Raw genomic sequence first — 23719 nt, forward strand, 5'->3', positions numbered from 1 at the left:
CTCCATGGAAACAGTTTGTGTAGCGCCAGCGCCGCTACACCTTCACCAGGCTCGCAAATCCGCCATAGATCATGCGCTTGCCGTCGAAGGGCATCGACTTTCCGTTCATCATGGGTTTGAGACGCTCATCCGCCATCACCTTGGCATTGATCTTGTCGCGCTGGGCACGCGATTTGTAGGTGATCCAGGCGAACACGACGGTTTCGCCGGGTTTCAGCTTGACGCTTTGCGGGAACGAGGTGAGCTTGCCGGGCTTGACGTCCTCGGCGACCCATTCGCGATAGTCCAGCGCGCCATGCTCGCGCCAGATCTTGCCGCACTTTCGCGACATCTGGGCATAGGCGGCGAGATTCTTCTTCGGGACGGCGACGATGAAGCCATCGACATAGGGCATGGGCGATTCCTGTTGTTGTTCAGCCACCGTCATTCCGCGGCACGCGGCGCGTGAACTCTGATGCGCAATTGCGCATCGGAGAATCTCGAGGTTCCGGGTTCGATGCTCGCGCATCGCCCCGGAACGACGACAGTGGCTCTTAGCTATGGCAACAGCATGCCTGAACCGGCGTGGGCTGGTATTGGTCACGGTGCCGCACCCAGTCCATCGGATAAGGCAGGCCCTCTTCATGCCGGCCGAGCGGCGTGAGATCGAGATACTGATAGGCCGCGTTCATCATGTCGGTGCCGCGGGCAAAGCACGAATAGGTGTGGAAGATGCTGCCGGTCTCATCGCGGTAGAACACGCTGATGCCCGGCGCCTCCTCGACACCGAAGCCGGACGTGCCGAAATTGTAGATCTTGGCGCCCGACTTCACTTCCTCCGGCGTGAACGACACGGCGAAATCATGATTGAAGTCGCTGTTGGCCGAGGACAGCCAGTCGAACGTCCAGCCCATCCGTTTCCTGAACGCTTCCAGCTTCTCGAATGGCGCACGCGAGATCGCCACCAGCGTGGTGTCGCGCGCTGCAAGATGCGGGATCATGCGCTCGTATCCGTCGGCCCAGAACGAGCAGCTCTTGCAGCCTTCGTCCCAATCGGGCCCGAACATGAAGTGCTGCACCACGAGTTGCGGCCTGCCCTTGAACAGGTCGGCGAGCGCTATCTTGCCGTTCGGGCCGTTGAACATGTAGGCCTTGTCGATCTTGACCCAGGGCAATGCCCGACGCTCCGCGCTGAGGGCATCGCGGGCACGGGTGAGCTCCTTTTCATGCGCCATATGGACCTTGCGGGCTTCAATCCACTCCTCGCGTGACACGACTTTGTGTGGCTGCATGGTGTCCTCCCTTGACAGTATTCAAGCGATGAAACTTTCCAGCTTGGTGAACAGCTCCGTCCATCCGCGCTCATGATTGTCGCGCGCGGTCTCGTCGACGAACTGCTCGTGATGGAAGGTCAGCAGCGTGCCGGCGCCATCTGACCTCAGCGATACGGTCACCAGCGACTCGCGCTCGGGGGTCGAATGCCAGGCCCAACTGAAGACCAGCCGCTCGTTTGGCACGACATCGCGATAGACGCCGCCGACTTCGTGATATTCGCCGTCGTTGCCGGTGAAACTGATGCGGTAGTGCCCGCCGGCGCGAACGTCGAGCTCAGCCCGCACCGAGCCGGGCTTCACATTCGCCGGCCCGAACCACTGCACTAGGTTTTCCGGTTCGGTCCACGCGGCGTAGACTTTTTCCGGCCGCGCACGGAGGCGGCGCGTGAGGGTGAGGCCGGGGCGCGCGGCGGCGCCGGAGCTGGCGGTGCTGATGGCCATGGGTCTTCCTCCACGAAGGCGGCAAGGCGATCGAAATTGTCGGACCAGAAGCGCACATAGCGATTGAGCCAGTCCATCGCCTGCTCCATCGGGCGCGCGGTCAGCCGGCACGCCACCGTGCGGCCGGTCTTCTCCCGCGTGATCAGGCCGGCATCCGACAACACGTCGAGATGCTTCATGATCGCGGGCAGCGACATCTGAAATGGCTGCGCGAGCTCGCTCACGGACAAGTCGTCCTTCTCGCCAAGCCGTGCCAGAAGCGCACGGCGGGTGGGATCGGAAAGCGCCGCGAAAGTGCGGTCCAGCGTCTCGTCGAGATACTTAACCATATGGTTTAGTATAGACGCGATCGATCACGAGTCAATGGCGCGTATCGCGAGAACATTCACGAAAATTTGGCGCGCAAGAGAAGGGGACAGAAGCGACTAGCGCGCGCCGTTCTTTCCTTCTCCCCTTGTGGGAGAAGGTGGCGCGCATGCAATGCGCGACGGATGAGGGGTTGTCTCCGCGGGCGACGGTGATTGTGGAGACAACCCCTCACCCTAGCGGGTCTGTTGCTGACGCCGGCGCAGCCCTCTCCCACAAGGGAGAGGGCACATCAACTCACGCCGCGAAGGCGCACCGCGTGAAGCGCGCCGTTCGCAAGCTCAGTTGTAATAATAATAGTCCCTATGCACGCGCCCGCGACGCGGCGGCTGTTGCTGACCGAAGGCTACGCGTGGATTGATGTTGCAATAGAGGTTGCGGCCGGACGCGCTCGCCATGCATTGCCCGTAGGTTTGATACGAGCAGTCGCCCGGAATGCCGAAGCCCCTGCCTTGGGCGCACCAGGGATAGTCGTAGGCCGCGGCGGGAGCGGAGCCGGCGGTGACACCCGCCCCGACGGCCATCACGGCCAGCACTGCCAACATCAGTTTGCGCATCGTCGTTCTCCTTCGCCTGGGCCAAGCTGACCATTGCCCCGCATCTGCGTAGTCTCATCGCCGGCGTCAAGGTTCAGAACGCGATTGCCGCAGGAAGGTTCTGGCTGGTGCGCGCTTGTGTCCTATTCCACCTTGAGCCCGGCGCCCTCGACGACTTTCCTCCACTTTTCGGTCTCGGCGACGATCTCCGCGCCGAACGCCTCCGGCGTCTGGATGCGCGGCTCGCCGCCCAGTTCAATCAAACGTGTTTTCATCGCCGGCTCGGCCATCACAGCGTTGATCTCGCTGTTGAGCTTGGCGATGATCTCCTTCGGTGTGTTCTTTGGCGCGCCCATGCCGAACAAGGCGCTCGCCTCATAGCCCTTCACGGTCTCGCTGATGGCCTGCACGTCGGGCAGTTGCGATGAACGCTCCGCCGTGGTGACGCCGAGCGCCCGCAATGAGCCGGAGCGGATATGCTGGATGATCGAGGGCATGTTGTCGAAGATCACGTGCACTTGACCGGCAAGCAGGTCGGTGATGGCCGGCGCCGCGCCGCGATAGGGCACGTGCTGCATCTTGGCGCCGCTCATCGCCATGAACATCTCGCCGGAGAGATGCACCGAAGTGCCATTGCCTGATGAGGCCATGTTCACCTTGCCGGGATTGGCCTTCACATATGCGATGAACTCGGCGACGTTTTTGGCCGGGACATCCTTGTTGACAGTCATCACGTTCGGCACCCGCTGGAACGAGGCGACCGGCGCGATGTCGCGAACGAAATTGAACTTCAAATTCGCATACAGCGTGGCGTTGATGTAGTTCGCGGGATTGACCAGCAGCACGGTGTAGCCGTCCGGCTCGGCATTAACAGCGGCCTCCGTGCCGATATTGTTGCCGGCGCCGGGCTTGTTCTCGACCACGAATTGCTGTCCGAGCTTTTCCGACAGCCGCTGCCCGATCAGACGCGCCAGGATATCGGTGGCGCCGCCCGGCGGATAGCCGACGATCCAGCGGACCGGCCGAGCCGGATAGTCCGCCGCTGCCGAAGCGCGGCCGATCGCAAATGTCGAAATCCCGGAACCGATCAGGCCAAGCGCAGTACGGCGTGAAATCATGTAGTTTCCTCCGATATGGCCGGGTTCACACTCCGGTCCGTTTCTGTTGAATGAGTGACGGCGCGCGTTGTAACAAACTACGCATTGGACAGCCAGTGCGCGGCCTGCGCGCTGGACCGCGACGAAAGGATGAGGCCATGGCCGTCAAGGTGAACGCGCTCGACCATCTCGTGATCAACGTGTACGACGTGGCGCGATCCACCGAATGGTACAGCAGGATCCTCGGCATGGAGGTCAAGGTGTTCGATCCCGGCGAAGGCAAGGCGCCACGGACATCGCTGGAGTTCGGCAACCAGAAGATCAATGTGCGGCCGCGCGATGCCTCCAAGATCGAGTGGTTCACGGCCGACCACGAGACGCCCGGCAGCGAGGACCTCTGCTTCCTCACCTCCAGCACGCCCGATCAGGTGGTCGCGCATCTGAAGGCCAACGGCGTCAGGATCGAGGAAGGCCCGGTGCCCAGGCATGGCGCGCGCGGCATGCTGCGCTCGGTCTATTGCCGCGATCCCGACGGCAGCCTGATCGAGATTTCGTCGTATGAGGATGGCGGCAAGTAAGCGCGAAGTAAGCGCACCTTTCCGAGCACGCCCTCAGTCGTCATGCCCGGGCTTGACCCGGGCATCCACGTCTTGCTTGCCGCGGTTTCGTGGATGGCCGGGTCAAGCCCGGCCATGACGGGAGAAATAGCGCGATTTGATCGCGCCGGAATCCAGTGGCAAAACTGTCCTCCGAACAAGCACGACGAAAGCAGCCGGCAAGGTTGCACGGGAGGAAGCATGACCAATTCACAGGCAGCACCTGGGATCGTGGGACCGTTCGCAGGCCTCGACGTTCCGTGGCTGCTTCGGATGCGCGCCGAGGTCCGGCGCGATCACCCGTTTCTGATCTGGGCGCCGTTCGAGGCGCCGGCGCGAAAATGGACCTATGGCGAATTTCACGAGCGCGTCGGCGCGCTGGCCGCAGGACTTGCGAGACGCGGCATCAGGCCCGGCGAATATGTGCTGATCCATCTCGACAATTGCATCGAGGCGATGCTTGCCTGGTTCGCCTGCGTCGAACTTGGCGCGATCGCGGTCACCACCAACACGCGCTCGGCCGCCGCCGAGATGGAATATTTCGCCGGGCATTGCGGCGCGGTCGCCGCCATCACCCAGCCGGCCTACGCGGAACTGATCGCGGCCAATTGCCGCGAGCTGCGCTGGATCGCCGTGATCTCGCATAACGCCGGCGCCGCGCCGGCACAGGCCACCTCACGTAGCGACAGTTTTGAAGCGCTGTTCGCCGACAGCGCCGACCGGCCGCGCCGCGCCACCGACCCGCTCGCCCCCTGCAGCGTGCAATACACCTCCGGCACGACATCGCGCCCGAAGGCGGTGTTGTGGACCCATGCCAATGCGCTGTGGGGCGCCAAGGTCAATGCCGCGCACGAAGACCTGCATGCCGGCGATGTGCACCAGACCTACCTGCCACTGTTCCACACCAATGCGCTGGCCTATTCGATGCTGGCGACGCTCTGGGTCGGTGCCTCCTGTGTGATCCAGCCGCGCTTTTCCGCAAGCCGGTTCTGGGGCGTCGCGCTGGAGCATGGCTGCACCTGGACCTCGACCATCCCATTCTGCATGAAGGCGCTGGTGGAGCACGAGATCCCGAAGAATCACAAGTTCCGGCTCTGGGGCACGGCGGTGTGCGAGCCGCCGGCCTTTGCCGCGTTCGGCGTCAGGACCATCGGCTGGTGGGGCATGACGGAGACCATCACCCACGGCATCGTCGGCGAGGTCGACCAGCCGAACGCGCCGATGTCGATCGGCCGCGCGGCGAGCGAATACTCGATCCGGATCACCAATGATAACGGCTCGGCGACGGAAGTCGGCGGCACCGGCAATCTCTCGATCAAGGGCATTCCCGGATTGTCGCTGTTCAAGGAATATCTGCACAACGAAAAGGCTACCCAGGAAAGCTTCGACGAGCACGGCTATTTCCTGACCGGCGACCGCGTCATGTTGCTCGAACACGGCTTCGTCAAGTTCGGCGACCGCGCCAAGGACATGCTGAAGGTCGGCGGCGAGAACGTCGCGGCGTCCGAGATCGAACAGGTGATCGCGGTGGTAGCAGGCGTGCGCGAGGCGGCGGTGGTTGCAAAGAAGCACCCGATGCTCGAGGAGGTGCCGGTGGTCTTCATCATTCCGCAGGGCGGCGTCGCACCCGCAGGCCTGCACGACGATGTCATGGCCGCCTGCCGCAACGCGCTCGCCGACTTCAAGGTGCCGCGCGAAATCCGCTTCGTCGACGACATGCCGCGCTCGACGCTGGAGAAGGTCGCCAAAGCGGAGTTGCGCAAGCTGCTGGAGTGACACGCGGACGCGTCATTTCCGGAGCTACGCCTCTCCACGTCATTGCGAGCGAAGCGAAGCAATCCATGGTGCCGCTTGCGGAAGCATGGATCGCTTCGTCGTGGAGCCTGTCATCGGGCCCGCCAGAGGCGGGACCCGTTGGCTCCTCGCAATCACGGGCGGAGCAGTCCGAATCAATAATGCCCGAACGCGACCGGGCGGAACGCCTGCAGCAATTGCTGGTCGAGCTTGGCGCCCATATCTTCCATGATCGCAAACGCCTTGGCGTGGGTGAACTGCAGCCGGTAGGCGCGCCTCTCCACCAGCGCGGCATAGATATCGACGATGGTGGTGACCCGCACGATGTCGCTGATCTGGCCGCCGTGGAGGCCATTCGGATAGCCGGAGCCGTCCAGCATCTCGTGATGGTGCAGCACCACGTCGAGCATTTCAGGCGGAAAGCCGCCTTGGACCATGAGCGCCTCGTAGCCGCGCCGCGGATGCTCGCGCATCTCGGCCATCTCGTCCGCCGTCAATTCGGTCGGCTTGTCCAGGATCGAGGTCGGGATGAACGCCTTGCCGACATCGTGCAAGAGCGCCGCGCGGGCGAGGCGGCGCTGGTCGTCCTCGCGCATGCCGAGGTGCTGCGCGAACGCCACCGCAAAGCCGGTCACGAACAGGCAATGACGATAGGTGTCGGTGTGATGGCAGCCGACCATGGTCAGCCATTCGCGCAAGGATGAGTGCTTGATCGCCTTCAGGATCTTGCGCTCGGCGGCGACGATGTCGCTGAATTGCAGGGGCACGCCGGCCGGCAGCTTTTCGAACATCTTGACCATGACCGCGTGCGCCGCCTCGACGCCGCGGTTCAGCGCCTTGCCGCGATCGGTTTCATCGTAGCCGTCGGCGTCCGGAAACGCGGCGCGAATGCGCTGCAACAGTCCGGCAGCGTCGAACGGACGCGAGATCGTGTCGGTGGCCCCGAGCGCCCAGGCCTGCATGGTCGCGTGGTGCAATGCATCCTGCAGCACGAACAGGCGCGGCATTTCGCGATAGGCTTCCGTCCTGAGCTTGTTGCGCACGAGCTGCACGCTCTCGGGCGAGCGCAGGTTGATGTCGACCACGATGCCCGAAAGATTATCCGCGGGCTTCTCGGGAATCTCCGCGGTCGAGATGGTATCGACCTCGCCGACGGACCGCAAAATCCTCGCCAGTTCGCTGCTCTGGTCGCCTCGATCCGAGGCCAGCAACAGGCGGCGGCGTCTTAGCGAATTCTTGTTGGCTAACGCTGTCATGAAATTCCTGGGCGTTCGCAATGACGATCGACAGCGAAGGCTAGCGGAAAAGGGGTTCCCTCCGGCTTAATGGGCGTGATGAACAGCGGTCTAGCGGAAATGCTAGAATTTTAACGATCGGACCTTCGATTTCCGCATTTCCCACCCGCGAACGGATCGCGCTAGGATGATTGCGCAGCATCGCTGCGGAAAATCTGGTCGGGGAAACGCAATGCCGAAAATCAAGCGAGATGGGGTCGAGATTTATTACGAGGTCCATGGCGATGGCCCTCCCCTGCTTTTGACCCACGGCTATTCATCGACCTCCGCGATGTGGCAGGGCCAGGTCGGGGCGCTGTCGAAGCGCCACAGGCTGGTGCTGTGGGACATGCGCGGCCACGGCCAGTCGGACTATCCGAGCGATCCCGCGTCCTATAGCGAAGCCCTGACGGTCGCCGACATGGCCGCGCTGCTCGATACGGTCGGCGCGGAAAAGGCGATCGTCGGCGGGCTCTCGCTCGGCGGCTATATGTCGCTTGCATTCTATCGCGCCCACCCGGAGCGGGTGCGCGCGCTCCTGATCATCGACACCGGACCCGGCTTCAAGAAGGACGACGCCCGCGATGCCTGGAACAAGCGCGCCTACGACACCGCAGAGAAGTTCGAGCGCGAAGGCCTGGACCTTTTAAAGTCGTTCAGCCGTGAGCGCTCGACGGTAACGCACCGCGATGCCACCGGTCTTGCACTTGCCGCCCGCGGCATGCTGACCCAGCGCGACGCGCGCGTGATCGAGTCGCTGCCCGAGATCAAGGTGCCGTCGCTGATCGTGGTCGGCGCCGACGACACGCCGTTCCTCGCCGCCTCCGACTATATGGCGGCCAAGATCCGCGGCGCGCAGAAGATCGTGATCCCGGCCGCCGGCCACGCCGTCAATATCGATCAGCCGCAAGCCTTCATCGAGGCGGTGTTGCCGTTCCTCGGTAGCCTCGAAGTCAAGTCGGAGCAGAAGGCTGCGTCATGAGGAGGATGACCGCGACACTGCTCGTGCTCGCCGCTGCCGCGGAACCGGCCTACGCGCAACACCTGCCGCCATTTGGCGGTCCTGCTCCTGCGCCATCCACTTTCGTGACGACGCTGTCGAACATTACGCCGCTGGTGTTCGGGATGGATGTGGAAGAGACGTCGCGCGCGCTCGGCACGCCCCTCACCTACATTAGCGGACGTCCCGGCAACGAGATCTATCTCACCTTCCGTGACCTCGGTGGCAGCGGCCTGTTCCCGCACAAGGACCGGCTGTTCCTGCAGTTCCGCAAAGGACGGCTCGCCGGCTGGAAAGCCGACTGGGGCCAGAACTGGATGTGGCGGTAGAGCATGATCCGGAAAAGTGGAAACCGGTTTTCCGAAAAGATCATGCTCAAACAAGAGAGGAGATCATGATCCGATTCCGTAATCGGATCATGATCTACCCGCTCCTCTTTCGCGAACCGCAATTGCAACCCTCAAACCAGAAGGGATGACCCATGGGACAAGATATCACGCTGACGGCGTCGGACGGCTTCAAGCTCGGTGGCTACCGCGCGGACCCGTCCGGCGCGCCAAAGGGCGCGATCGTGGTGATCCAGGAGATTTTTGGCGTCAACCACCACATCCGCTCGGTCTGCGACCGCCTCGCGCAGGAAGGCTATGTCGCGATCGCACCCTCGATCTTCGACCGCAGCGAGCCGAATTTCCAGAGCGGCTATTCCCCTGATGAAATCGCCGTCGCGCGAAAGTTCGTCGCCAATCCGGATTGGACGGCGATACTGCGCGACACGCAGGCTGCGATTGATGCCGTGAAGAGCGTCGGCCCGGTCGGCATCATCGGCTTCTGTCTCGGCGGCAGCGTCGCCTATGTCGCGGCGACCAAGCTGACGGGCCTGAAGGCAGCCGTCGGCTATTACGGCGGCGCCATCGTCCGCTTTGCCGACGACAAGCCGAAAGTGCCGACGCAACTGCATTTCGGCGAGAAGGACTCAGGTATTCCGTTGACCGATGTGGAGACCATCAAGGCCAAGCGGCCCGAGGTCGAGATCCACATCTATCCCGGCGCGCAGCACGGCTTTCACTGCGACGAACGGGCGAGCTACGACAAGGCCAGCGCCGACATCGCCTGGCCGCGCAGCCTGGTGTTCTTCGCGAAGCATTTGAAATAGCGCACTCTCTCCACGGTCATTCCGGGGCACGCGCAGCGTGAGCCCGGAATCCATCGGGCCGCAGGCGCCGGCGGCTAAATGGGTTCCGGGCTCGACGCTTCGCATCGCCCCGGAATGAAGAGTTGAGAGAGTGTCGCGTAGCCTAGAACCACCGCTCGCCGACGAACACGGTATCGCCGGGACTCATCGGCGTGCCGAGCGGCACGGTGTAGCGCCCCGAACCGCCAGCGTCGGTATGCGTCAGCGTCACCATGTCGCGCTTGGCGCGCGGCGAGAAGCCGCCCGCAATCGCCACGGCGCTTTCGACGGTCATGTTGGGCACATAAGGATATTGTCCGGGGGCGGCGACTTCGCCGAGGATGAAGAACGGCCTGTACGCCTCGATCTCGACGGCGACCGAAGGCTCGCGGATATAGCCGCTGCGCAGCTTTGCCGCGATCTCGCCTGCGAGCCCCGACGTCGTCCTGCCGCGCGCGGGCACCTGCCCGATGAGCGGCATGGTGATCGAGCCGGCAGCATCGATCGCGTAGGTATTGGTGAGCCCTTCCTGGCCGTAGACCACGACGCGCAGCCGGTCGCCGGCATCGAGATGATAGGCCGAGTCGTACCGGACCGCAGCAACCGGCGCCGCTGCATAGGCCGCGCGGGGTGAAGCGGCAAAGGCGGAGCGAAGCGCACCGACGGCGCCACCGCCGCTGCTGGCGACCGCGACCGGCGCAGGGCTGGCAGGCCCGCCATAAGCCATGGAGTCGAGATCGGCCGGCGCTGGAGCGACCGCGACCGGGCCGCTCGCGTGCATGCAGCCTGACAGCACGAGTGCAGTCATAACGGCAGTGATCGGCAATCGAAACGCGCGTGCAACCCGCACCCTGGCCATCCCTGAAAAGCGAGACAGCCTAGTCTTGCACCGGTTATGGTTAACAAATGGTTTGTTAGAGAGAACTCCCTCGCCCCGCTCTTGCGGGGCGAGGGAGAACGCGATCAGGCGGTGACGCCGACCCCGATCGGGCACGACACGCCGGTGCCGCCAAGGCCGCAATAGCCCGCCGGATTCTTGGCGAGATATTGCTGATGATAGTCTTCCGCGAAATAGAACTCGCCGGCCTTTGCGATCTCGGTGGTGATCGGACCGAGGCCCTTGGCCGAAAGCGCTTTCTGATAGGCGGCCTTCGAAGCCTCCGCGGCCTTCCGCTGCGCGTCGCCAAAGGTGTAGATCGCGGAGCGATATTGCGTGCCGACATCGTTGCCCTGACGCATGCCCTGCGTCGGGTTGTGATTTTCCCAGAATGTCTTCAGGAGTTGCTCGTAGGAGATCTTCTTCGGATCGAACACGACCAGCACCACTTCGGTGTGGCCGGTACGACCGGAGCAAACCTCCTCATAGGTCGGATTCGGCGTGTAGCCGCCGGCATAGCCAACGGCGGTCGTGTAGATGCCATCGCCGAGCTCCCAGAATTTGCGCTCGGCGCCCCAGAAGCAGCCGAGCCCGAACACCGCCTGCTCCAGACCTTCAGGATAAGGCGGCTGCAGCTTGCTGCCGTTGACGAAGTGGGTGGTGGCGGTCGGGATCGGCGTGGCGCGTCCCGGCAGCGCTTCGGCTGCACTCGGCAACGCGGTGGTCTTGCGCATGAACAACATGGATCACCTCCAGGCGGGCATATCGGCCTGAAGCCGAGAGCGGCTTCGGCCGGCTTGGCCCTCAATATAGGTATTTACGCGCGATCTGGCAGCCCTGTTACGTCCCCACAACCCGAAGGAGCAAAGTTACGATCAATCGCGCGCGTAGCCGATCAGCGGCTTGCGCGGCCGGAACAGGATCATCAAGAGGATGCCGGCGACACCGAGCACGACGAAAACCGGCTGGTCGAGGATGATCTTGATCACGCTGTCCCAGAGGAAAGGCGCGGTGCGCTCGATCCAGGCACGGAAGGCCGCCTGGCTGGACTGGTGGATGTCGTTCCAGAACTGGCCGAAACGGGTGAAGCGCAGGGTCTGATCGGCGACGAAGCGGGCGCCGTCATAGACCATGAAAACAAATCCGCCGGCCAGGAGCAGCAGGCCGATTAACCGAAAAAACCCGCGGATCATGCCTCACCCTAGTCCCTGTCCGCCCCAAGCGCGCCAAGGCCCATTAACGGCAGGAAGGGCGGAAATTCAACCTGTTCAGCACCTTGGCGGCCATTTTTTGCCGGTTTCGGCCCTCCGAACCGGGTGGAAAACGTTGACGCTGGGGGCCGGCCCCTCTATAAGACCGCGCAATGGCGGCGGGCGCAATCCTGCCGCCGCTGTTCTTTGGACGGGCGGCCGCCGGGACTTTTGCTTCTGGGCACGGCTCCCTCAAGAACACATCTCGACAACACAGCAGAGTAGATCACGCGATTTCAACGGCCGGCGCGCTCGAGCCCGACCAACAGAGCGACCAACGCCGAAGGACAATTGAGACCATGGCCAACACCACTTCCGCCAAGAAGGCGACCCGCAAGATTGCCCGCCGCACCATCATCAACAAGTCGCGCCGCACCCAGATGCGTGGTGCGGTTCGCTCGGTCGAAGAAGCGATCAAGCGCGGCGACCGCGATGCAGCGCTGAAGGCGATGGCGCATGCCGAGCCCGAACTGATGAAGGCCGCACAGCGCAACATCGTTCACCGCAATACTGCGAGCCGCAAAGTCTCGCGCCTGACGCATCAGATCGCCAAGCTGGCGAAGTGAGCTGACGGAAAAACACTTTCGTCAAGGGCCCGGCTTTACGCCGGGCCTTTTTCTTTTGCGAAGCTTCGAACGACTGTGCTCCCGAAGTGACTCGCTGTTGCAGGACAGCGCGTGTGCCATATTCCGCGCGTCCGTAGTTTTACCGAACCTGCAGTTCTTGCTGCGCCTCACACGCGACGACGCGATTAAATACGCGCGCGCGCGCCGCATAAATGGAATAGCGCTAAACATTTCCTCGGCGAAAAGCCGCGAAGGGTTACCCTCCAAAAGCAATCGCGAAAAACTTCGTCTCGCTAATCACTTACCCACATAGCGAAGCCGACTTGTTTGAAAAATGGCGCCGCCGAGATGCTACGTAAATATTTTATGAACTTTTTTTTCCGTTACACCGCGCTTTGTGACACGCGCGAATCTGCGCGGTGATTCAAAAACTTGCTTTCCGGTTTCGCAATTGCAATGCCGCAACACCGGCGAAGACTCAACTCACGAGCCACAAACAACGGATTGTCAGAAATCGCGCTTGGTGTATTTGTTTATGCGTTCGCGGCGCCCACGGCTCTTAAGATCAGCGCGATCTTAGACCCACGGGCGGACGTGCAAATCGGCGGCGGTGTGCGCGTTAGCGACGCTTTCCAAGCGAAGCTGAGTTGGCAACTCATAGCAATATGAGAACGGTTGTTCTGTGTCTGGATTTCTCGATCGCAGCGTCCGCGCTGCGAGAGAGACGAACTGGGGAGACACGCAACAGCCGCGGCCTTAAGCAGCGGGGAACGCGGTGCCCGTGAATGGGTTGACAAGGACTGAACTACGCGGCGGCGCAGCACTGGACATTTCGATGTTTGGGAGCGGCACACTGAATTTGGACCACTTGCGAGCGGATTGCTCGCCGCGCGCAATCGCGGCGAGAGGGGGAGGCAGTATGATTTACGGAACCATCGCAGCATTCGAATTGCGCATTTCAGACAAGTCCGTATTCGACACCTTGAATTGCTCTTCCGCAAACAGCTCCACGCGAACTCCGGATACTCCTTCGAGTACGCGCTGACCTCGCGAACGCACGTCTGTTCCAGCACATAAATCTGCCCTGCGGCGGTTTCGCCGAACGGGAGAGATGTGCCCGGAACAGAGGGCCTCGCTAGAGGTCGCGCCGTGGCAAGAAACATGCACGGCGCTTTCACAATCAACGGCACTACTCTTGAGAAAAGTCTTCAGGCAATGACAAACACGGAACAGGATCGCTGGTCGCGGGTGAAGGGACGGTTGCGGACGAGCGTAGGGGAGGATGTCTATACGAGCTGGTTTGCACGCATGGATCTTGAGGGCGTGCAGGACGAAAGCGTCCGCCTGTCGGTTCCGACCCGATTCCTGAAGAGCTGGATCCAGGCGCACTACGCCGATCGCGTGCTCTCCTGCTGGCAGGCCGAGATGCCGGAGGTGCATCGCATCGATCTGACCGTGCGCACGGCAGTGCGGCCTTCGGCTACGGTGAAGGAGACTCCCGCGCCGGCAGAAACGCGCCGCGTCGAGCGTCCGGAAGGACGGCCTTCTGTCGAACTGCGTTCGACCGCGACCGCGCCGGTATCGGCGAGCCACGATGCGCTCGGTGGTTCACCGCTCGATCCGCGGCTGACATTTGCGAGCTTCGTGGTCGGCCGCTCGAATACGCTCGCGCATGCGGCGGCGCGCCAGGTTGCGGAAGGTCGCCGCGGCGATCCCGTGATGTTCAACCCGCTCTACATCCATGCCGGCGTGGGGCTCGGTAAAACCCATCTTCTGCAGGCAGTGACCTGGGCCGGCAATTCCGGTGGCGAGCGCAAGGTGCTGTATCTCACCGCGGAAAAATTCATGTACGGGTTCGTCGCGGCGCTGAAGACGCAGACGGCGCTGGCGTTCAAGGAAGCGCTGCGCGGCATCGACGTGCTGGTGATTGACGACCTGCAATTCCTGCAAGGCAAATCGACTCAGGCCGAGTTCTGTCACACGCTGAATGCGCTGATCGATGCCGGCCGCCAGGTCGTGATCGCGGCCGATCGTCCGCCGTCCGATCTGGAAAGCCTCGACGATCGCGTGCGCTCGCGGCTTGCCGGCGGGCTCGTGGTCGAAATGGGATCGCTCGGCGAGGAGCTGCGCCTCGGCATCCTCAAATCGCGCGTGGCCGCGGCCCGCGTCCATCACGCAAGCTTCGACGTGCCGGACGAGGTGCTGGACTATCTGTCGCGCACCATCACCCATAATGGCCGCGACCTCGAGGGCGCGATCAACCGCCTGCTCGCGCACAGCAAGCTGAACAACCAGCCGGTGACGCTGGAGATGGCCGAGCGCGAGGTCCGCGATCTGATCCGCCCGCAGGAGCCGAAGCGCATCAAGATCGAGGACATCCAGCGCGTGGTCGCCCGGCAGTACAATGTCAGCCGTTCCGACCTCCTGTCCTCGCGCCGCACGGCGAACGTGGTGCGCCCGCGCCAGGTCGCTATGTACCTGGCCAAGACGCTGACGCTCCGCTCGCTGCCCGAGATCGGCCGGCGCTTCGGCGGGCGCGACCACACCACGGTGCTCCATGCCGTGCGCAAGATCGAAGCACTGGTCGCCAAGGACAACTCGCTCTCCGAAGAGGTCGAATCCCTGAAGCGCCAATTGCAGGAATGAATTCTTCCCTCCCGCCCCGTTTTCCGGGGCGGGAGGGACCTTTATGCCTGAAAACGTGGGGAACGGCGTCCCGCTCCCTTGCGCTCGCGCGTTATCCGCGCCACCTTGCGGTCCCCCCGACGGTTTGGTCAAATCCCATGGATTAACCGGCTTTCGGGCCTCAAACGCCGCGGCGCGCCCCATGGCCGCCCGGCCTTTCCATCTCAGAGCACGGTGGGTTACCGGTTTTCGGACAGACCATGCTCAACTCAGGGATCTGGCGGGTATTGCAATGAAGGTCACCGTCGAGCGCGCGCAACTCCTGAAGTCGCTCGGCCACGTGCATCGCGTGGTCGAACGTCGCAACACCATCCCGATCCTCGGCAATGTGCTGGTCCGCGCCGAAAATGCCAAACTCTCGCTGAAGGCGACCGACCTCGATCTCGAGGTGACGGAGACGCTGGCCGCGGAAACCGCCACCGCCGGCTCGACGACGGTGCCCGCCCACATGTTCTACGACATCGTGCGCAAGCTGCCCGACGGCTCCCAGATCGTGCTGGAGGCGGACGGCGACCGCTCGGTGCTGGCGATCCGGGCGGGCCGCTCGCGCTTCACCCTGCAAACGCTGCCGGAGAGCGATTTCCCGGATCTGGCCGCCGGCGACATGACGCATTCGTTCTCGCTTCCCGCCGCTGGCGTCAAGCGCCTGATCGACCGCACGCAGTTTGCGATCTCGACCGAAGAGACACGCTATTACCTCAACGGCATCTACCTGCATTCGGCCGGCACCGCCCAACAGGCGACGCTCCGCGGCGTCGCGACCGACGGCCATCGCCTGGCGCAGGTCGACTTGGTGCAGCCGAAGGGTGCCGCCGGCATGCCCGGCGTGATCGTGCCGCGCAAGACCGTCGGCGAAGTGCAGCGGCTGATCGAGGATACCGAGGCGGAAATCACCATCGAGCTCTCGCCGGGCAAGATCCGCTTCACGCTCGGCAATGTGGTGCTGACCTCGAAATTGATCGACGGCACCTTCCCCGATTACGGCCGCGTGATCCCGCAGAACAACGACAAGGAACTGGTGGTCGACAAGAAGGATTTTGAAGCCGCCGTCGACCGCGTCTCGACCATCTCCAGCGAGCGCGGCCGCGCGGTCAAGCTGTCGCTGTCGGCAGGCAAGCTCGTGCTGTCGGTGACAAACCCGGATTCCGGCAGCGCCACCGAGGAACTGGAGGTCGAATACGCCTCCGACGCACTCGATATCGGCTTCAACTCGCGCTATTTGCTCGACATCGCCGCCCAGATCGAGGGCGAAGTCGCAGTCCTGAAACTCGCCGATCCCGGCTCGCCGACGCTGGTGCAGGACAAGGACAACAAGAGCGCGCTGTACGTGCTGATGCCCATGCGGGTGTGACCTCGTCCCGCGAAACGCGCTCCGACGTACCCTCTCCCCTTGTGGGAGAGGGTGGCGCCTCACGAAGTGAGGCGCCGGGTGAGGGGTTCGCGCCGCAAACACCACACCATCGGCCGATCGCCAAGCGCATCCGCACCTTCGCGAAGAAGATGCGGCGGGAGCCGACCGATGCCGAAGCGAAGATGTGGCGATTGCTCCGCGATCGACGCCTTTCACACCTGAAGTTTCGTCGCCAAGTCCCGTTTCAGACCTATATTCTCGACTTCGTCTGTTTCGAGAAGCGCCTCGTCATCGAAATAGACGGCAGTCAGCACGCGTCATCGACACGAGATGCGGTGAGAGAAGCCGCCCTCATCGCGGAAGGCTTTCGTGTCGCACGTTACTGGAACAACGATGTGCTGCTGCAACCCGGCGCGATATTGGAGGACATTCTCGCAAAGCTTGCCGAGCTGTGAGATACCCCTCACCCGTCGCCTCGCTTCGCGAGGCGCCACCCTCTCCCACAAGGGGAGAGGGGAAGGACGACGAACGACATGACCCCTTCGCGCATCCATCGGCTGTCGCTGACGCATTTCCGCAATTATCGGGCGGCGAGCGTTTCGACGCGCGGTGACGTGGTGGTGCTGGTCGGGCCGAACGGTGCCGGCAAGACCAATTGCCTCGAGGCGATCTCGTTTCTGGCGCCGGGGCGGGGCCTGCGCCGCGCGACGCTGGAAGACGTCGCCGACAACCAGGGCGAAGGTTCCTGGGCGGTCTCCGCCGAGGTCGAGGGCGCGCTGGGACTGTCGACGCTCGGCACCGGGATCGAAGCGCCCGCGCAAGGCGGCGAGAGCGTCAGCCGGCGCTGCCGCATCGATCGCGAGCCGGTGGGTTCGGCCGCGGCCTTCGGCGACCATCTGCGTATGGTGTGGCTCACGCCTGCGATGGACGGCTTGTTCATGGGCGCGGCCTCCGAACGACGGCGGTTCTTCGATCGGCTGGTGCTTGCGATCGACTCCGAGCATTCCAGCCGCGTCTCGGCGCTGGAGCGCTCGCTGCGCTCGCGCAATCGCCTCCTGGAAGTGCGCAATTATGACGACCACTGGTGCGGCGCGATCGAACGCGAGACCGCAGAGCTTGCGGTCGCGGTGGCGGCGACGCGCGGCCAGACCGCCGCAAGACTGTCGGCGATGCTGCGCGAGCGCGCGCAGGGCTCGGCGTTTCCTTCCGCCGAGATCGCGCTCGACGGCTGGATGGAGAATGCGCTGCTCAGCGAGCCCGCAACGGCCGTCGAGGACCGCTACCGCGAGATCCTGCGCCTCAGCCGCGCGCGGGATGCCGCCGCCGGACGCACGCTCGACGGCCCGCATCTGACCGATCTGCAGGTCGTCTACGCGCCGAAGAACATGCCGGCACGCGACGCCTCCACCGGCGAGCAGAAGGCGCTTCTGATCGGGCTGGTGCTGGCACATGCGACATTGGTCGCCGAGATGACCGGCATCGTGCCGCTGCTGTTGCTCGACGAAGTGGTGGCGCATCTCGATCCGAACAGGCGCAAGGCGCTGTTCGACGAGTTGGCAAAGCTCGGCGCGCAGGTCTGGATGACCGGCGCCGATCCTGCCGCGTTCGTCGATATTGGGGCCAATGGCGAGATCTTCGACGTCGACGCAGGCCGCATCAGCCGCCGCGGCTGACGCTACTTTCCCGGATCGCTTGCTTTGCGCCCGTCGAGCACACGGTCAATCACCGCGTCGACGAGATAGGCCGAACCCTTCTCGGTGAGGTGAATGCCGTCGCTAGCGGTGATATCGCCGGCACTGTCGCCGATCCGGGTCAGGCAGCCCTCGCCATTGCACAGCACATCCCAGGCGGAGACGAAGTCCGCACCGGTGGGCGCAAGCTTGTCACGCATCACCGCGTCGAAACATCCGCTGGTCACGCCGCCGCTCCAGCGCGCCGGGAGCAGGTCGTGATAAAGCAGGAAATAACGCAGCACTTCATTCGGCAGCCCGCGCCGCCAGGTCGGCACCGCACCGAGCACGACCACGCGCGCGCCGGTCTCACGCTTCAGCGCGGCGGCGGTCTCGGCGATCTTATCCGGATATCGATCCCAGGTGCCGTGCATCAGCACGATGTCGGGCCTGATATCGCGGATCAGTGAGAACACCTTGTCATTCATCGCGCGGCAGTTGGGCGTGCCGGGCACATCGACATTCAGGATGGGGACGCAGGATGCCGAGGTGAACTGCGCGATGCCGAAATTCTTCGTCTCCTGCACTTTCCGCAATCCGGGCAACAGCGCGCCCGCGGTCGAGTCGCCCCAGATCACGACCAGCGGGCGGCGGCCCTGATCGACGCAATCATCGGCGAACGACGTATCGCGGCCGAGATCGAGCAGGCATTGATGGAACCGCCATTGCGCTGACTGTGTCGATACACCGGCCATGGCGCGGATTTCCGGCGGCAGGCGGAAATCATAGCCACGCCCCCAAACGACAGTGCCACCGAGCGCGGCGATGAGCACGATGCTGGCACCCAGCGCAACCAATTTGCGCGGCTGCGGCCGGCCGAAACGCAGCGGCTTCTCGATGAAGCGGTAGGTCGCCCAGGCGAGCAGCACGCTGAGCAGCAGGATCAGGCCGCGCTCGAGCAGCGTCAGCGGACTGAACTTGATCAGCGCAAAGAACACCAGCAGCGGCCAGTGCCAGAGATAGAGCGGATAACTGATCAGCCCGATCCATACCATCGGCCGGCTGGCGAGCAGGCTGCGATTGAGCCAGGCAGCGGGAGCCGACAGCAGCAGCGCGGACCCAACTACCGGCAGCGCCGCGCGCCAACCCGGAAACTGGCTGTGACTGTCGTACAGGCCGACCGCGAGCGCGATCAGGGCGAACCCTGCGAACGCACGCCAATCACTCGCGACGGTCGGTTTGCCGGTCTGGCTCCAGCCCAGCGCCAGCAAGGCGCCGGCGAGCAATTCGAAGGCGCGCGTGAACGGCAGATAGAAGGTTGCGACCGGGTTTGCGCCGATCAGCACCAGATTGAGGGCGAAGGAGGCGGCGCCGAGGATTGCGGCGATCCAGAACAGTTTCAGCCGCAGCCGCGCCACCAGGATTAGCAATAGCGGCCAGAACAGGTAGAACTGCTCCTCGATGCCGAGCGACCACAGATGCAGCAGCGGCTTTTTCGCCGATTCGACGTCGAAATAGCCCGACTGCAGCAATAGCGCGATGTTGGCGAGAAACGCAGCGCTGGCAAAGACGTCGCTGCCCAGTTGCACATAGGCGGACGGCAGCATCAATAGCCAGCCCGCCACCAGCGCGACAGCGAGCACGACGATCAGCGCTGGAAAAATCCGCCGGATGCGCCTGGCATAGAAGCCGGCCAGACTGAAGCGCTGCTCGCCGAGCTCGCGCGCGATGATGCCGGTGATCAGAAAGCCGGAAATCACGAAGAAGACATCGACGCCGACGAACCCGCCCGGCGCGGCTTCAGGAAAAGCGTGGAAGATCAGCACCAGCATCACGGCGATGGCGCGGAGGCCATCGATATCGGGCCGATAAAGCTGGGACGGCAGGGACAAGGGCAAATAATCCGAAATCGCGGAACTAGGAGAAGGCATCGAAGTCAGCCTGCTTCGATGCCCTCTCTAGCAGGTCCGCGAAGCGCTGCCAGAGGGAGCTCGCCGAGCGATCCAAATCGGGATTCTCGAGCGCTCGAAATGGACCTCGAATCGCGCTTTTTCGCGGCCTTTGAAACAGCCTTAAACCGCCTTGAAAAAAGGCAGAAAAATACTATTTATTCAACAGCTTGCGGAGACAGACTTTGCGCTAGGCGCGATGCATCTTTCGTGGCACAAATAGTGTAATCAGCCCTCAGTTTTGCGCTGCTGATTCGGGACATCCTAAGGCCTCACATGACAGAACCAGCCCGGCAGACCCCTGCCGAAAGCGAGCATCCCATTCCCGTGGAATATGGTGCGGAATCGATCCGGGTCTTGAAGGGCCTGGATGCCGTGCGCAAGCGGCCGGGCATGTATATCGGTGACACCGATGACGGTTCCGGCCTGCATCACATGGTCTATGAAGTCGTCGATAACGCGATCGACGAAGCGCTCGCGGGCCATGCGACGCGCGTCGAAGTCGTGCTCAATCCCGACAATTCCGTCACCGTGCGCGACGACGGCCGCGGTATTCCCGTCGGCATCCACAAGGGCGAAGGCATCTCCGCGGCCGAGGTCATCATGACCCAGCTCCATGCCGGTGGTAAATTCGACCAGAACTCCTACAAGGTTTCGGGCGGCCTGCACGGCGTCGGCGTATCCGTCGTCAACGCGCTGTCGAGTTCGTTGAAGCTCCGCGTCTGGCGCGACGACAAGGAACATTTTGTCGAGTTCGCCCATGGCGATTCGCTCGCCCCGTTGAAGGTGGTCGGCGACGCCAATGGCAAGCGCGGCACCGAGGTCACCTTCCTCGCCTCCACCGAGACCTTCAAGAACATCGAATATGATTTCGCGACGCTGGAGCATCGCCTGCGCGAACTCGCCTTCCTCAATTCCGGCGTCAACATCGTGCTCTCGGACATGCGCCATGCGGTCGAGAAGCGCGAGGAACTGCACTATGTCGGCGGCGTCGAGGAATTCGTCAAATATCTCGACCGCAACAAGAAGGCGGTCGTCGCCAATCCGATCATGGTCCGTTCGGAGATGAACGGCATCGGGGTCGAAGCCGCGCTGTGGTGGAACGACAGCTACCACGAGAACGTGCTGTGCTTCACCAACAACATCCCGCAGCGTGACGGCGGCACCCATCTGGCCGGCTTCCGCGGCGCGCTGACGCGTCAGGTCAACGGCTATGCCGAGGCCAATGCGAAAAAGGAAAAGATCACGCTGACCGGCGACGACTGTCGTGAGGGCCTGACCGCCGTGCTCTCGGTGAAAGTGCCGGATCCGAAGTTCTCGTCGCAGACCAAGGACAAGCTGGTGTCCTCGGAAGTGCGTCCCGTCGTCGAGAACGTCATCAACGAGGCCCTTGCCGCCTGGTTCGAGGAGCATCCGAGCGAGGCGAAAGTCATCGTCGGCAAGGTGATCCAGGCCGCGGCCGCCCGCGAGGCCGCGCGCAAAGCGCGCGAACTGACCCGCAAGAATCCGCTCGCGGTCTCCTCGCTGCCGGGCAAACTGGCCGACTGCCAGGAGAAGGATCCCGCCAAGTCGGAACTCTTCATCGTCGAGGGTGACTCGGCAGGCGGCAGCGCCAAGCAGGGCCGCAACCGCGAATTCCAGGCGGTGCTGCCGCTGCGCGGCAAGATCCTCAATGTCGAGCGCGTCCGCCCCGACAAGATGCTGTCCTCTGAGCAGATCGGTACGCTGATCACGGCGCTCGGCACCGGGATCAGCGACGACTTCTCGATCGACAAGCTGCGCTATCACAAGATCATCGTGATGACGGACGCCGACGTCGACGGCGCCCATATCCGCACGCTGCTCTTGACCTTCTTCTATCGCCAGATGCGCGAGATCATCGACGGCGGTTATCTCTATATTGCGCAGCCGCCGCTCTATAAGGTCACGCGCGGCAAGTCCGAGCAGTATCTGAAGGACGAGCGCGCGCTGGAAGATTATCTGATCGAGGCCGGGCTCGACGATTGCGTGTTCACGCTTGGCACCGGCGAGGAACGCTCGGGCCGCGATCTGCGCTCCCTGATCGACGATGCCCGCGTCATTCGCGCCGTGCTGCGCAACCTGCATAGCCGCTACAATCGGAAGGTCGTCGAGCAGGCTGCCATCGCAGGTCTGTTCGGCAAGGATATCTACAGCAATCCCGAAACCGCCGCTGCCGCGGCAGAATACATGGCGGGACGGCTGGACAATCAGGCCGAAGAAGTCGAACGCGGCTGGGCCGGACAATTCGTCGAAGGCCAGGGCTTCATGTTCGAACGCACCGTACGCGGCGTCAAGGATGTCGCCGTCATCGACGACGCCTTCCTCGGTTCGGCCGACGCCCGCAAGCTCCACGAATACCGGGAGCGGCTGCAGAGCGTCTATGCCCGCTCCGGCAAGCTGCGCCGCAAGGACAGCGAGCAACTCATCTACGGCCCCGTCGACCTGTTCGAAGCCGTAACCAACACGGCCCGCAAGGGCCTGACCCTGCAACGCTACAAAGGTCTCGGCGAGATGAACCCGGAGCAGCTCTGGGAGACCACGCTGGATACCGACGCGCGCTCGCTGTTGCAGGTGAAGGTCAAGGAGGTCGATGAGGCCGACGACATCTTCACCAAGCTGATGGGCGATGTGGTCGAGCCGCGCCGCGACTTCATCCAGGAAAACTCGCTCAGCGCAACCATCGACATCTGAGGCCGCGACGCTGCCAGCCCGAGCGCATCAGGCGTCGGTCGCGGCCAATGGCGGCAGGCTTTCGGTCTTGCGCGTGAGGTCGATGAGCTGGCGCAGACCGGGCGGCGGTTGGCGGCGGCTCGGATAGTAGATGGTGAAGGGCGGGCCTTCCGAGGCCCAATCCGGCAACAGGATTTCCAGCGCGCCGGATACGACCTCCGCTTCGATCCGCCGTTCCAGGCAATAGACGAAGCCCACGCCACGCAGCGCCATGTCGACCGCATGTTCCGTCTCGTTGGCGCATACCGGCCCGCGGACATCGAGCCGGATCATCGAATCGCCATTGCCCAATTCCCACGGGAAGTTGCGGTTATCGCCGACGCGCATCTCGACGCACGGAAGCTGCAGCAGATCGCCGGGAGTATCGGGACGGCCAGCACGCGCGATCAGTTCGGGTGAGCCGACCACGACCCACTTCAACGGTTTCGTCAGCGCTATCCCCACCATGTCCAGCGGCACGCGATCGCCGTAACGGATACCGGCGTCAAAGCCCTCGGCGATGATCTCGACCATGCGATCCTCGACGATTACGTCGACATACATGCCCGGAAATTCCTTGCAGTAACGCGGCAGCACGGGACCAAGCACAAGCCGCGCGGCATCACGGAGAACGTTGAGACGAAGCCGCCCCACCGGGACACGTCGATGGTTCTCCAGCCCGGTCAAGGCATCGCGGATGGTGCGAAATCCATTCTCCAGCTCAGCGGCAAGCGCGGCTCCTGCGTCAGTCGGCCTGACGGAACGGCTGGAGCGATGCAACAGCCTTACGCCCAGATCGGACTCCAGCTTGCGCAGCCGATGGCTCAAGGCGGACGTGCTCACGCCGAGTTCAATGCCCGCTTTGGCAAGGCTGCCGCGGCGCACGATTGTCAGGAACACGTTCAGGTCCGCCAGCATGTTTCGGTCGAACGTTTTCATGAACCGCTTCTCAAGACGTCGTTGAGCTGCACTCAACGAACCTACCCTGGTCGCCGCGGTTTTACGACCCATACTCAAGTTTCAAGGAAGAGGCGCCGCGCATGGAGCCGCGCT

General features: G+C 63.2%; 23 protein-coding genes. 11 read left to right on the forward strand and 12 right to left on the reverse strand.

From position 1 onward, the window contains the following. Positions 1-34: 34 nt before the first annotated feature. The 6 genes from AC5ZG1_RS24320 to AC5ZG1_RS24345 all read right to left on the reverse strand — a co-directional run bounded on the left by AC5ZG1_RS24320 (position 35) and on the right by AC5ZG1_RS24345 (position 3774). Positions 35-394, reverse strand: a complete 360-nt coding sequence (locus tag AC5ZG1_RS24320; RefSeq protein WP_130225788.1) for a DUF1428 domain-containing protein — start codon at positions 392-394, stop codon at positions 35-37. A gap of 139 nt (positions 395-533) precedes the next feature. Beyond that, positions 534-1271, reverse strand: coding sequence for a DUF899 domain-containing protein (locus tag AC5ZG1_RS24325; protein WP_496134283.1), 738 nt, complete (start codon positions 1269-1271; stop codon positions 534-536). Between the two features lie 21 nt (positions 1272-1292). After that, a complete protein-coding gene (locus AC5ZG1_RS24330) occupies positions 1293-1637 on the reverse strand; it encodes an SRPBCC family protein (protein ID WP_496134284.1) in 345 nt (114 codons plus the stop codon). Then, the gene (locus AC5ZG1_RS24335; protein ID WP_456644267.1) at positions 1637-2083 is read right to left on the reverse strand and encodes an ArsR/SmtB family transcription factor; all 447 of its coding nucleotides are present in this window, start codon (positions 2081-2083) and stop codon (positions 1637-1639) included. Before AC5ZG1_RS24335 ends, AC5ZG1_RS24330 begins: the two co-directional genes overlap by 1 nt. 318 nt (positions 2084-2401) lie before the next feature. Beyond that, positions 2402-2677: a DUF3551 domain-containing protein gene (locus AC5ZG1_RS24340; protein WP_456644266.1), complete on the reverse strand. Its 276-nt coding sequence runs from the start codon at positions 2675-2677 to the stop codon at positions 2402-2404. A gap of 122 nt (positions 2678-2799) precedes the next feature. Next, on the reverse strand, positions 2800-3774 hold the full coding sequence (locus tag AC5ZG1_RS24345) for a Bug family tripartite tricarboxylate transporter substrate binding protein (RefSeq protein WP_496134285.1): 975 nt from the start codon (positions 3772-3774) through the stop codon (positions 2800-2802). A 137-nt stretch (positions 3775-3911) separates the two neighbouring features. Here AC5ZG1_RS24345 and AC5ZG1_RS24350 point away from each other — a divergent pair, with 137 nt between their 5' ends. Beyond that, a complete protein-coding gene (locus AC5ZG1_RS24350) occupies positions 3912-4331 on the forward strand; it encodes a VOC family protein (protein WP_496134286.1) in 420 nt (139 codons plus the stop codon). A 219-nt stretch (positions 4332-4550) separates the two neighbouring features. Next, positions 4551-6125: an AMP-binding protein gene (locus tag AC5ZG1_RS24355; RefSeq protein WP_496134287.1), complete on the forward strand. Its 1575-nt coding sequence runs from the start codon at positions 4551-4553 to the stop codon at positions 6123-6125. Between the two features lie 173 nt (positions 6126-6298). Here AC5ZG1_RS24355 and AC5ZG1_RS24360 read toward each other — a convergent pair whose 3' ends face one another. After that, the gene (locus tag AC5ZG1_RS24360) at positions 6299-7399 is read right to left on the reverse strand and encodes an HD-GYP domain-containing protein (protein ID WP_496134288.1); all 1101 of its coding nucleotides are present in this window, start codon (positions 7397-7399) and stop codon (positions 6299-6301) included. 211 nt (positions 7400-7610) lie between these two features. On the opposite strand from AC5ZG1_RS24360, the gene AC5ZG1_RS24365 reads away from it, so the two are divergent. The 3 genes from AC5ZG1_RS24365 (at position 7611) to AC5ZG1_RS24375 (ending at position 9570) form a co-directional block, all read left to right on the forward strand. Next, complete coding sequence (locus AC5ZG1_RS24365; protein WP_496134289.1) at positions 7611-8399, forward strand: alpha/beta fold hydrolase; 789 nt, start codon at positions 7611-7613, stop codon at positions 8397-8399. Continuing rightward, positions 8396-8746, forward strand: a complete 351-nt coding sequence (locus AC5ZG1_RS24370) for a hypothetical protein (protein WP_028162519.1) — start codon at positions 8396-8398, stop codon at positions 8744-8746. The genes AC5ZG1_RS24365 and AC5ZG1_RS24370 overlap by 4 nt, the downstream gene beginning before the upstream one ends. Positions 8747-8898: 152 nt before the next feature. After that, positions 8899-9570 carry a dienelactone hydrolase family protein gene (locus tag AC5ZG1_RS24375; RefSeq protein WP_496134290.1) on the forward strand — a complete coding sequence of 224 codons (672 nt, stop codon included), beginning with the start codon at positions 8899-8901 and terminating at the stop codon, positions 9568-9570. A 142-nt stretch (positions 9571-9712) separates the two neighbouring features. Here the strand turns inward: AC5ZG1_RS24375 and AC5ZG1_RS24380 are convergent, their stop codons facing one another. From AC5ZG1_RS24380 to AC5ZG1_RS24390, 3 genes are all read right to left on the reverse strand, one after another. Next, the gene (locus AC5ZG1_RS24380; RefSeq protein WP_245474700.1) at positions 9713-10396 is read right to left on the reverse strand and encodes a polysaccharide biosynthesis/export family protein; all 684 of its coding nucleotides are present in this window, start codon (positions 10394-10396) and stop codon (positions 9713-9715) included. 155 nt (positions 10397-10551) lie between these two features. Continuing rightward, positions 10552-11208, reverse strand: a complete 657-nt coding sequence (gene msrA, locus AC5ZG1_RS24385) for a peptide-methionine (S)-S-oxide reductase MsrA (protein ID WP_208823490.1) — start codon at positions 11206-11208, stop codon at positions 10552-10554. A 132-nt stretch (positions 11209-11340) separates the two neighbouring features. Further along, a complete protein-coding gene (locus AC5ZG1_RS24390) occupies positions 11341-11658 on the reverse strand; it encodes a hypothetical protein (protein WP_028162523.1) in 318 nt (105 codons plus the stop codon). A 356-nt stretch (positions 11659-12014) separates the two neighbouring features. Here AC5ZG1_RS24390 and rpsT point away from each other — a divergent pair, with 356 nt between their 5' ends. The 5 genes from rpsT (at position 12015) to recF (ending at position 17990) form a co-directional block, all read left to right on the forward strand. After that, on the forward strand, positions 12015-12281 hold the full coding sequence (rpsT, locus tag AC5ZG1_RS24395; RefSeq protein WP_028162524.1) for a 30S ribosomal protein S20: 267 nt from the start codon (positions 12015-12017) through the stop codon (positions 12279-12281). Between the two features lie 1215 nt (positions 12282-13496). Next, entirely contained in the window at positions 13497-14927 is a 1431-nt protein-coding gene (dnaA, locus tag AC5ZG1_RS24400) for a chromosomal replication initiator protein DnaA (protein ID WP_028162525.1), read from the forward strand. A 271-nt stretch (positions 14928-15198) separates the two neighbouring features. After that, entirely contained in the window at positions 15199-16317 is a 1119-nt protein-coding gene (gene dnaN / locus AC5ZG1_RS24405; protein ID WP_496134291.1) for a DNA polymerase III subunit beta, read from the forward strand. A gap of 149 nt (positions 16318-16466) precedes the next feature. Further along, positions 16467-16772: an endonuclease domain-containing protein gene (locus AC5ZG1_RS24410; protein ID WP_130229517.1), complete on the forward strand. Its 306-nt coding sequence runs from the start codon at positions 16467-16469 to the stop codon at positions 16770-16772. A gap of 78 nt (positions 16773-16850) precedes the next feature. Next, a complete protein-coding gene (recF, locus tag AC5ZG1_RS24415; protein ID WP_130229518.1) occupies positions 16851-17990 on the forward strand; it encodes a DNA replication/repair protein RecF in 1140 nt (379 codons plus the stop codon). A 2-nt stretch (positions 17991-17992) separates the two neighbouring features. Here the strand turns inward: recF and AC5ZG1_RS24420 are convergent, their stop codons facing one another. Then, on the reverse strand, positions 17993-19879 hold the full coding sequence (locus tag AC5ZG1_RS24420) for an acyltransferase family protein (protein WP_496134292.1): 1887 nt from the start codon (positions 19877-19879) through the stop codon (positions 17993-17995). A gap of 333 nt (positions 19880-20212) precedes the next feature. Here AC5ZG1_RS24420 and gyrB point away from each other — a divergent pair, with 333 nt between their 5' ends. After that, the gene (gyrB, locus tag AC5ZG1_RS24425) at positions 20213-22648 is read left to right on the forward strand and encodes a DNA topoisomerase (ATP-hydrolyzing) subunit B (protein WP_456644252.1); all 2436 of its coding nucleotides are present in this window, start codon (positions 20213-20215) and stop codon (positions 22646-22648) included. A gap of 27 nt (positions 22649-22675) precedes the next feature. Here gyrB and AC5ZG1_RS24430 read toward each other — a convergent pair whose 3' ends face one another. Next, positions 22676-23605 carry a LysR family transcriptional regulator gene (locus AC5ZG1_RS24430; protein WP_456644251.1) on the reverse strand — a complete coding sequence of 310 codons (930 nt, stop codon included), beginning with the start codon at positions 23603-23605 and terminating at the stop codon, positions 22676-22678. Positions 23606-23719: the final 114 nt, after the last annotated feature.

Source organism: Bradyrhizobium sp. Leo78 (assembly GCF_059512425.1).

What these genes read in the sequence shown, in the direction of transcription:
- AC5ZG1_RS24360 (WP_496134288.1), bottom strand. Translation starts at nt 7,399, where the DNA reads ATGACAGCGTTAGCCAACAAGAATTCGCTAAGACGCCGCCGCCTGTTG.
- AC5ZG1_RS24355 (WP_496134287.1), top strand. Translation starts at nt 4,551, where the DNA reads ATGACCAATTCACAGGCAGCACCTGGGATCGTGGGACCGTTCGCAGGC.
- AC5ZG1_RS24325 (WP_496134283.1), bottom strand. Translation starts at nt 1,271, where the DNA reads ATGCAGCCACACAAAGTCGTGTCACGCGAGGAGTGGATTGAAGCCCGC.
- AC5ZG1_RS24370 (WP_028162519.1), top strand. Translation starts at nt 8,396, where the DNA reads ATGAGGAGGATGACCGCGACACTGCTCGTGCTCGCCGCTGCCGCGGAA.
- AC5ZG1_RS24390 (WP_028162523.1), bottom strand. Translation starts at nt 11,658, where the DNA reads ATGATCCGCGGGTTTTTTCGGTTAATCGGCCTGCTGCTCCTGGCCGGC.
- msrA (WP_208823490.1), bottom strand. Translation starts at nt 11,208, where the DNA reads ATGTTGTTCATGCGCAAGACCACCGCGTTGCCGAGTGCAGCCGAAGCG.
- AC5ZG1_RS24375 (WP_496134290.1), top strand. Translation starts at nt 8,899, where the DNA reads ATGGGACAAGATATCACGCTGACGGCGTCGGACGGCTTCAAGCTCGGT.
- AC5ZG1_RS24350 (WP_496134286.1), top strand. Translation starts at nt 3,912, where the DNA reads ATGGCCGTCAAGGTGAACGCGCTCGACCATCTCGTGATCAACGTGTAC.
- AC5ZG1_RS24345 (WP_496134285.1), bottom strand. Translation starts at nt 3,774, where the DNA reads ATGATTTCACGCCGTACTGCGCTTGGCCTGATCGGTTCCGGGATTTCG.
- AC5ZG1_RS24335 (WP_456644267.1), bottom strand. Translation starts at nt 2,083, where the DNA reads ATGGTTAAGTATCTCGACGAGACGCTGGACCGCACTTTCGCGGCGCTT.
- AC5ZG1_RS24340 (WP_456644266.1), bottom strand. Translation starts at nt 2,677, where the DNA reads ATGCGCAAACTGATGTTGGCAGTGCTGGCCGTGATGGCCGTCGGGGCG.
- AC5ZG1_RS24365 (WP_496134289.1), top strand. Translation starts at nt 7,611, where the DNA reads ATGCCGAAAATCAAGCGAGATGGGGTCGAGATTTATTACGAGGTCCAT.
- AC5ZG1_RS24380 (WP_245474700.1), bottom strand. Translation starts at nt 10,396, where the DNA reads ATGACTGCACTCGTGCTGTCAGGCTGCATGCACGCGAGCGGCCCGGTC.
- AC5ZG1_RS24410 (WP_130229517.1), top strand. Translation starts at nt 16,467, where the DNA reads ATGCGGCGGGAGCCGACCGATGCCGAAGCGAAGATGTGGCGATTGCTC.
- AC5ZG1_RS24430 (WP_456644251.1), bottom strand. Translation starts at nt 23,605, where the DNA reads ATGAAAACGTTCGACCGAAACATGCTGGCGGACCTGAACGTGTTCCTG.
- dnaN (WP_496134291.1), top strand. Translation starts at nt 15,199, where the DNA reads ATGAAGGTCACCGTCGAGCGCGCGCAACTCCTGAAGTCGCTCGGCCAC.
- recF (WP_130229518.1), top strand. Translation starts at nt 16,851, where the DNA reads ATGACCCCTTCGCGCATCCATCGGCTGTCGCTGACGCATTTCCGCAAT.
- AC5ZG1_RS24320 (WP_130225788.1), bottom strand. Translation starts at nt 394, where the DNA reads ATGCCCTATGTCGATGGCTTCATCGTCGCCGTCCCGAAGAAGAATCTC.
- dnaA (WP_028162525.1), top strand. Translation starts at nt 13,497, where the DNA reads ATGACAAACACGGAACAGGATCGCTGGTCGCGGGTGAAGGGACGGTTG.
- rpsT (WP_028162524.1), top strand. Translation starts at nt 12,015, where the DNA reads ATGGCCAACACCACTTCCGCCAAGAAGGCGACCCGCAAGATTGCCCGC.
- gyrB (WP_456644252.1), top strand. Translation starts at nt 20,213, where the DNA reads ATGACAGAACCAGCCCGGCAGACCCCTGCCGAAAGCGAGCATCCCATT.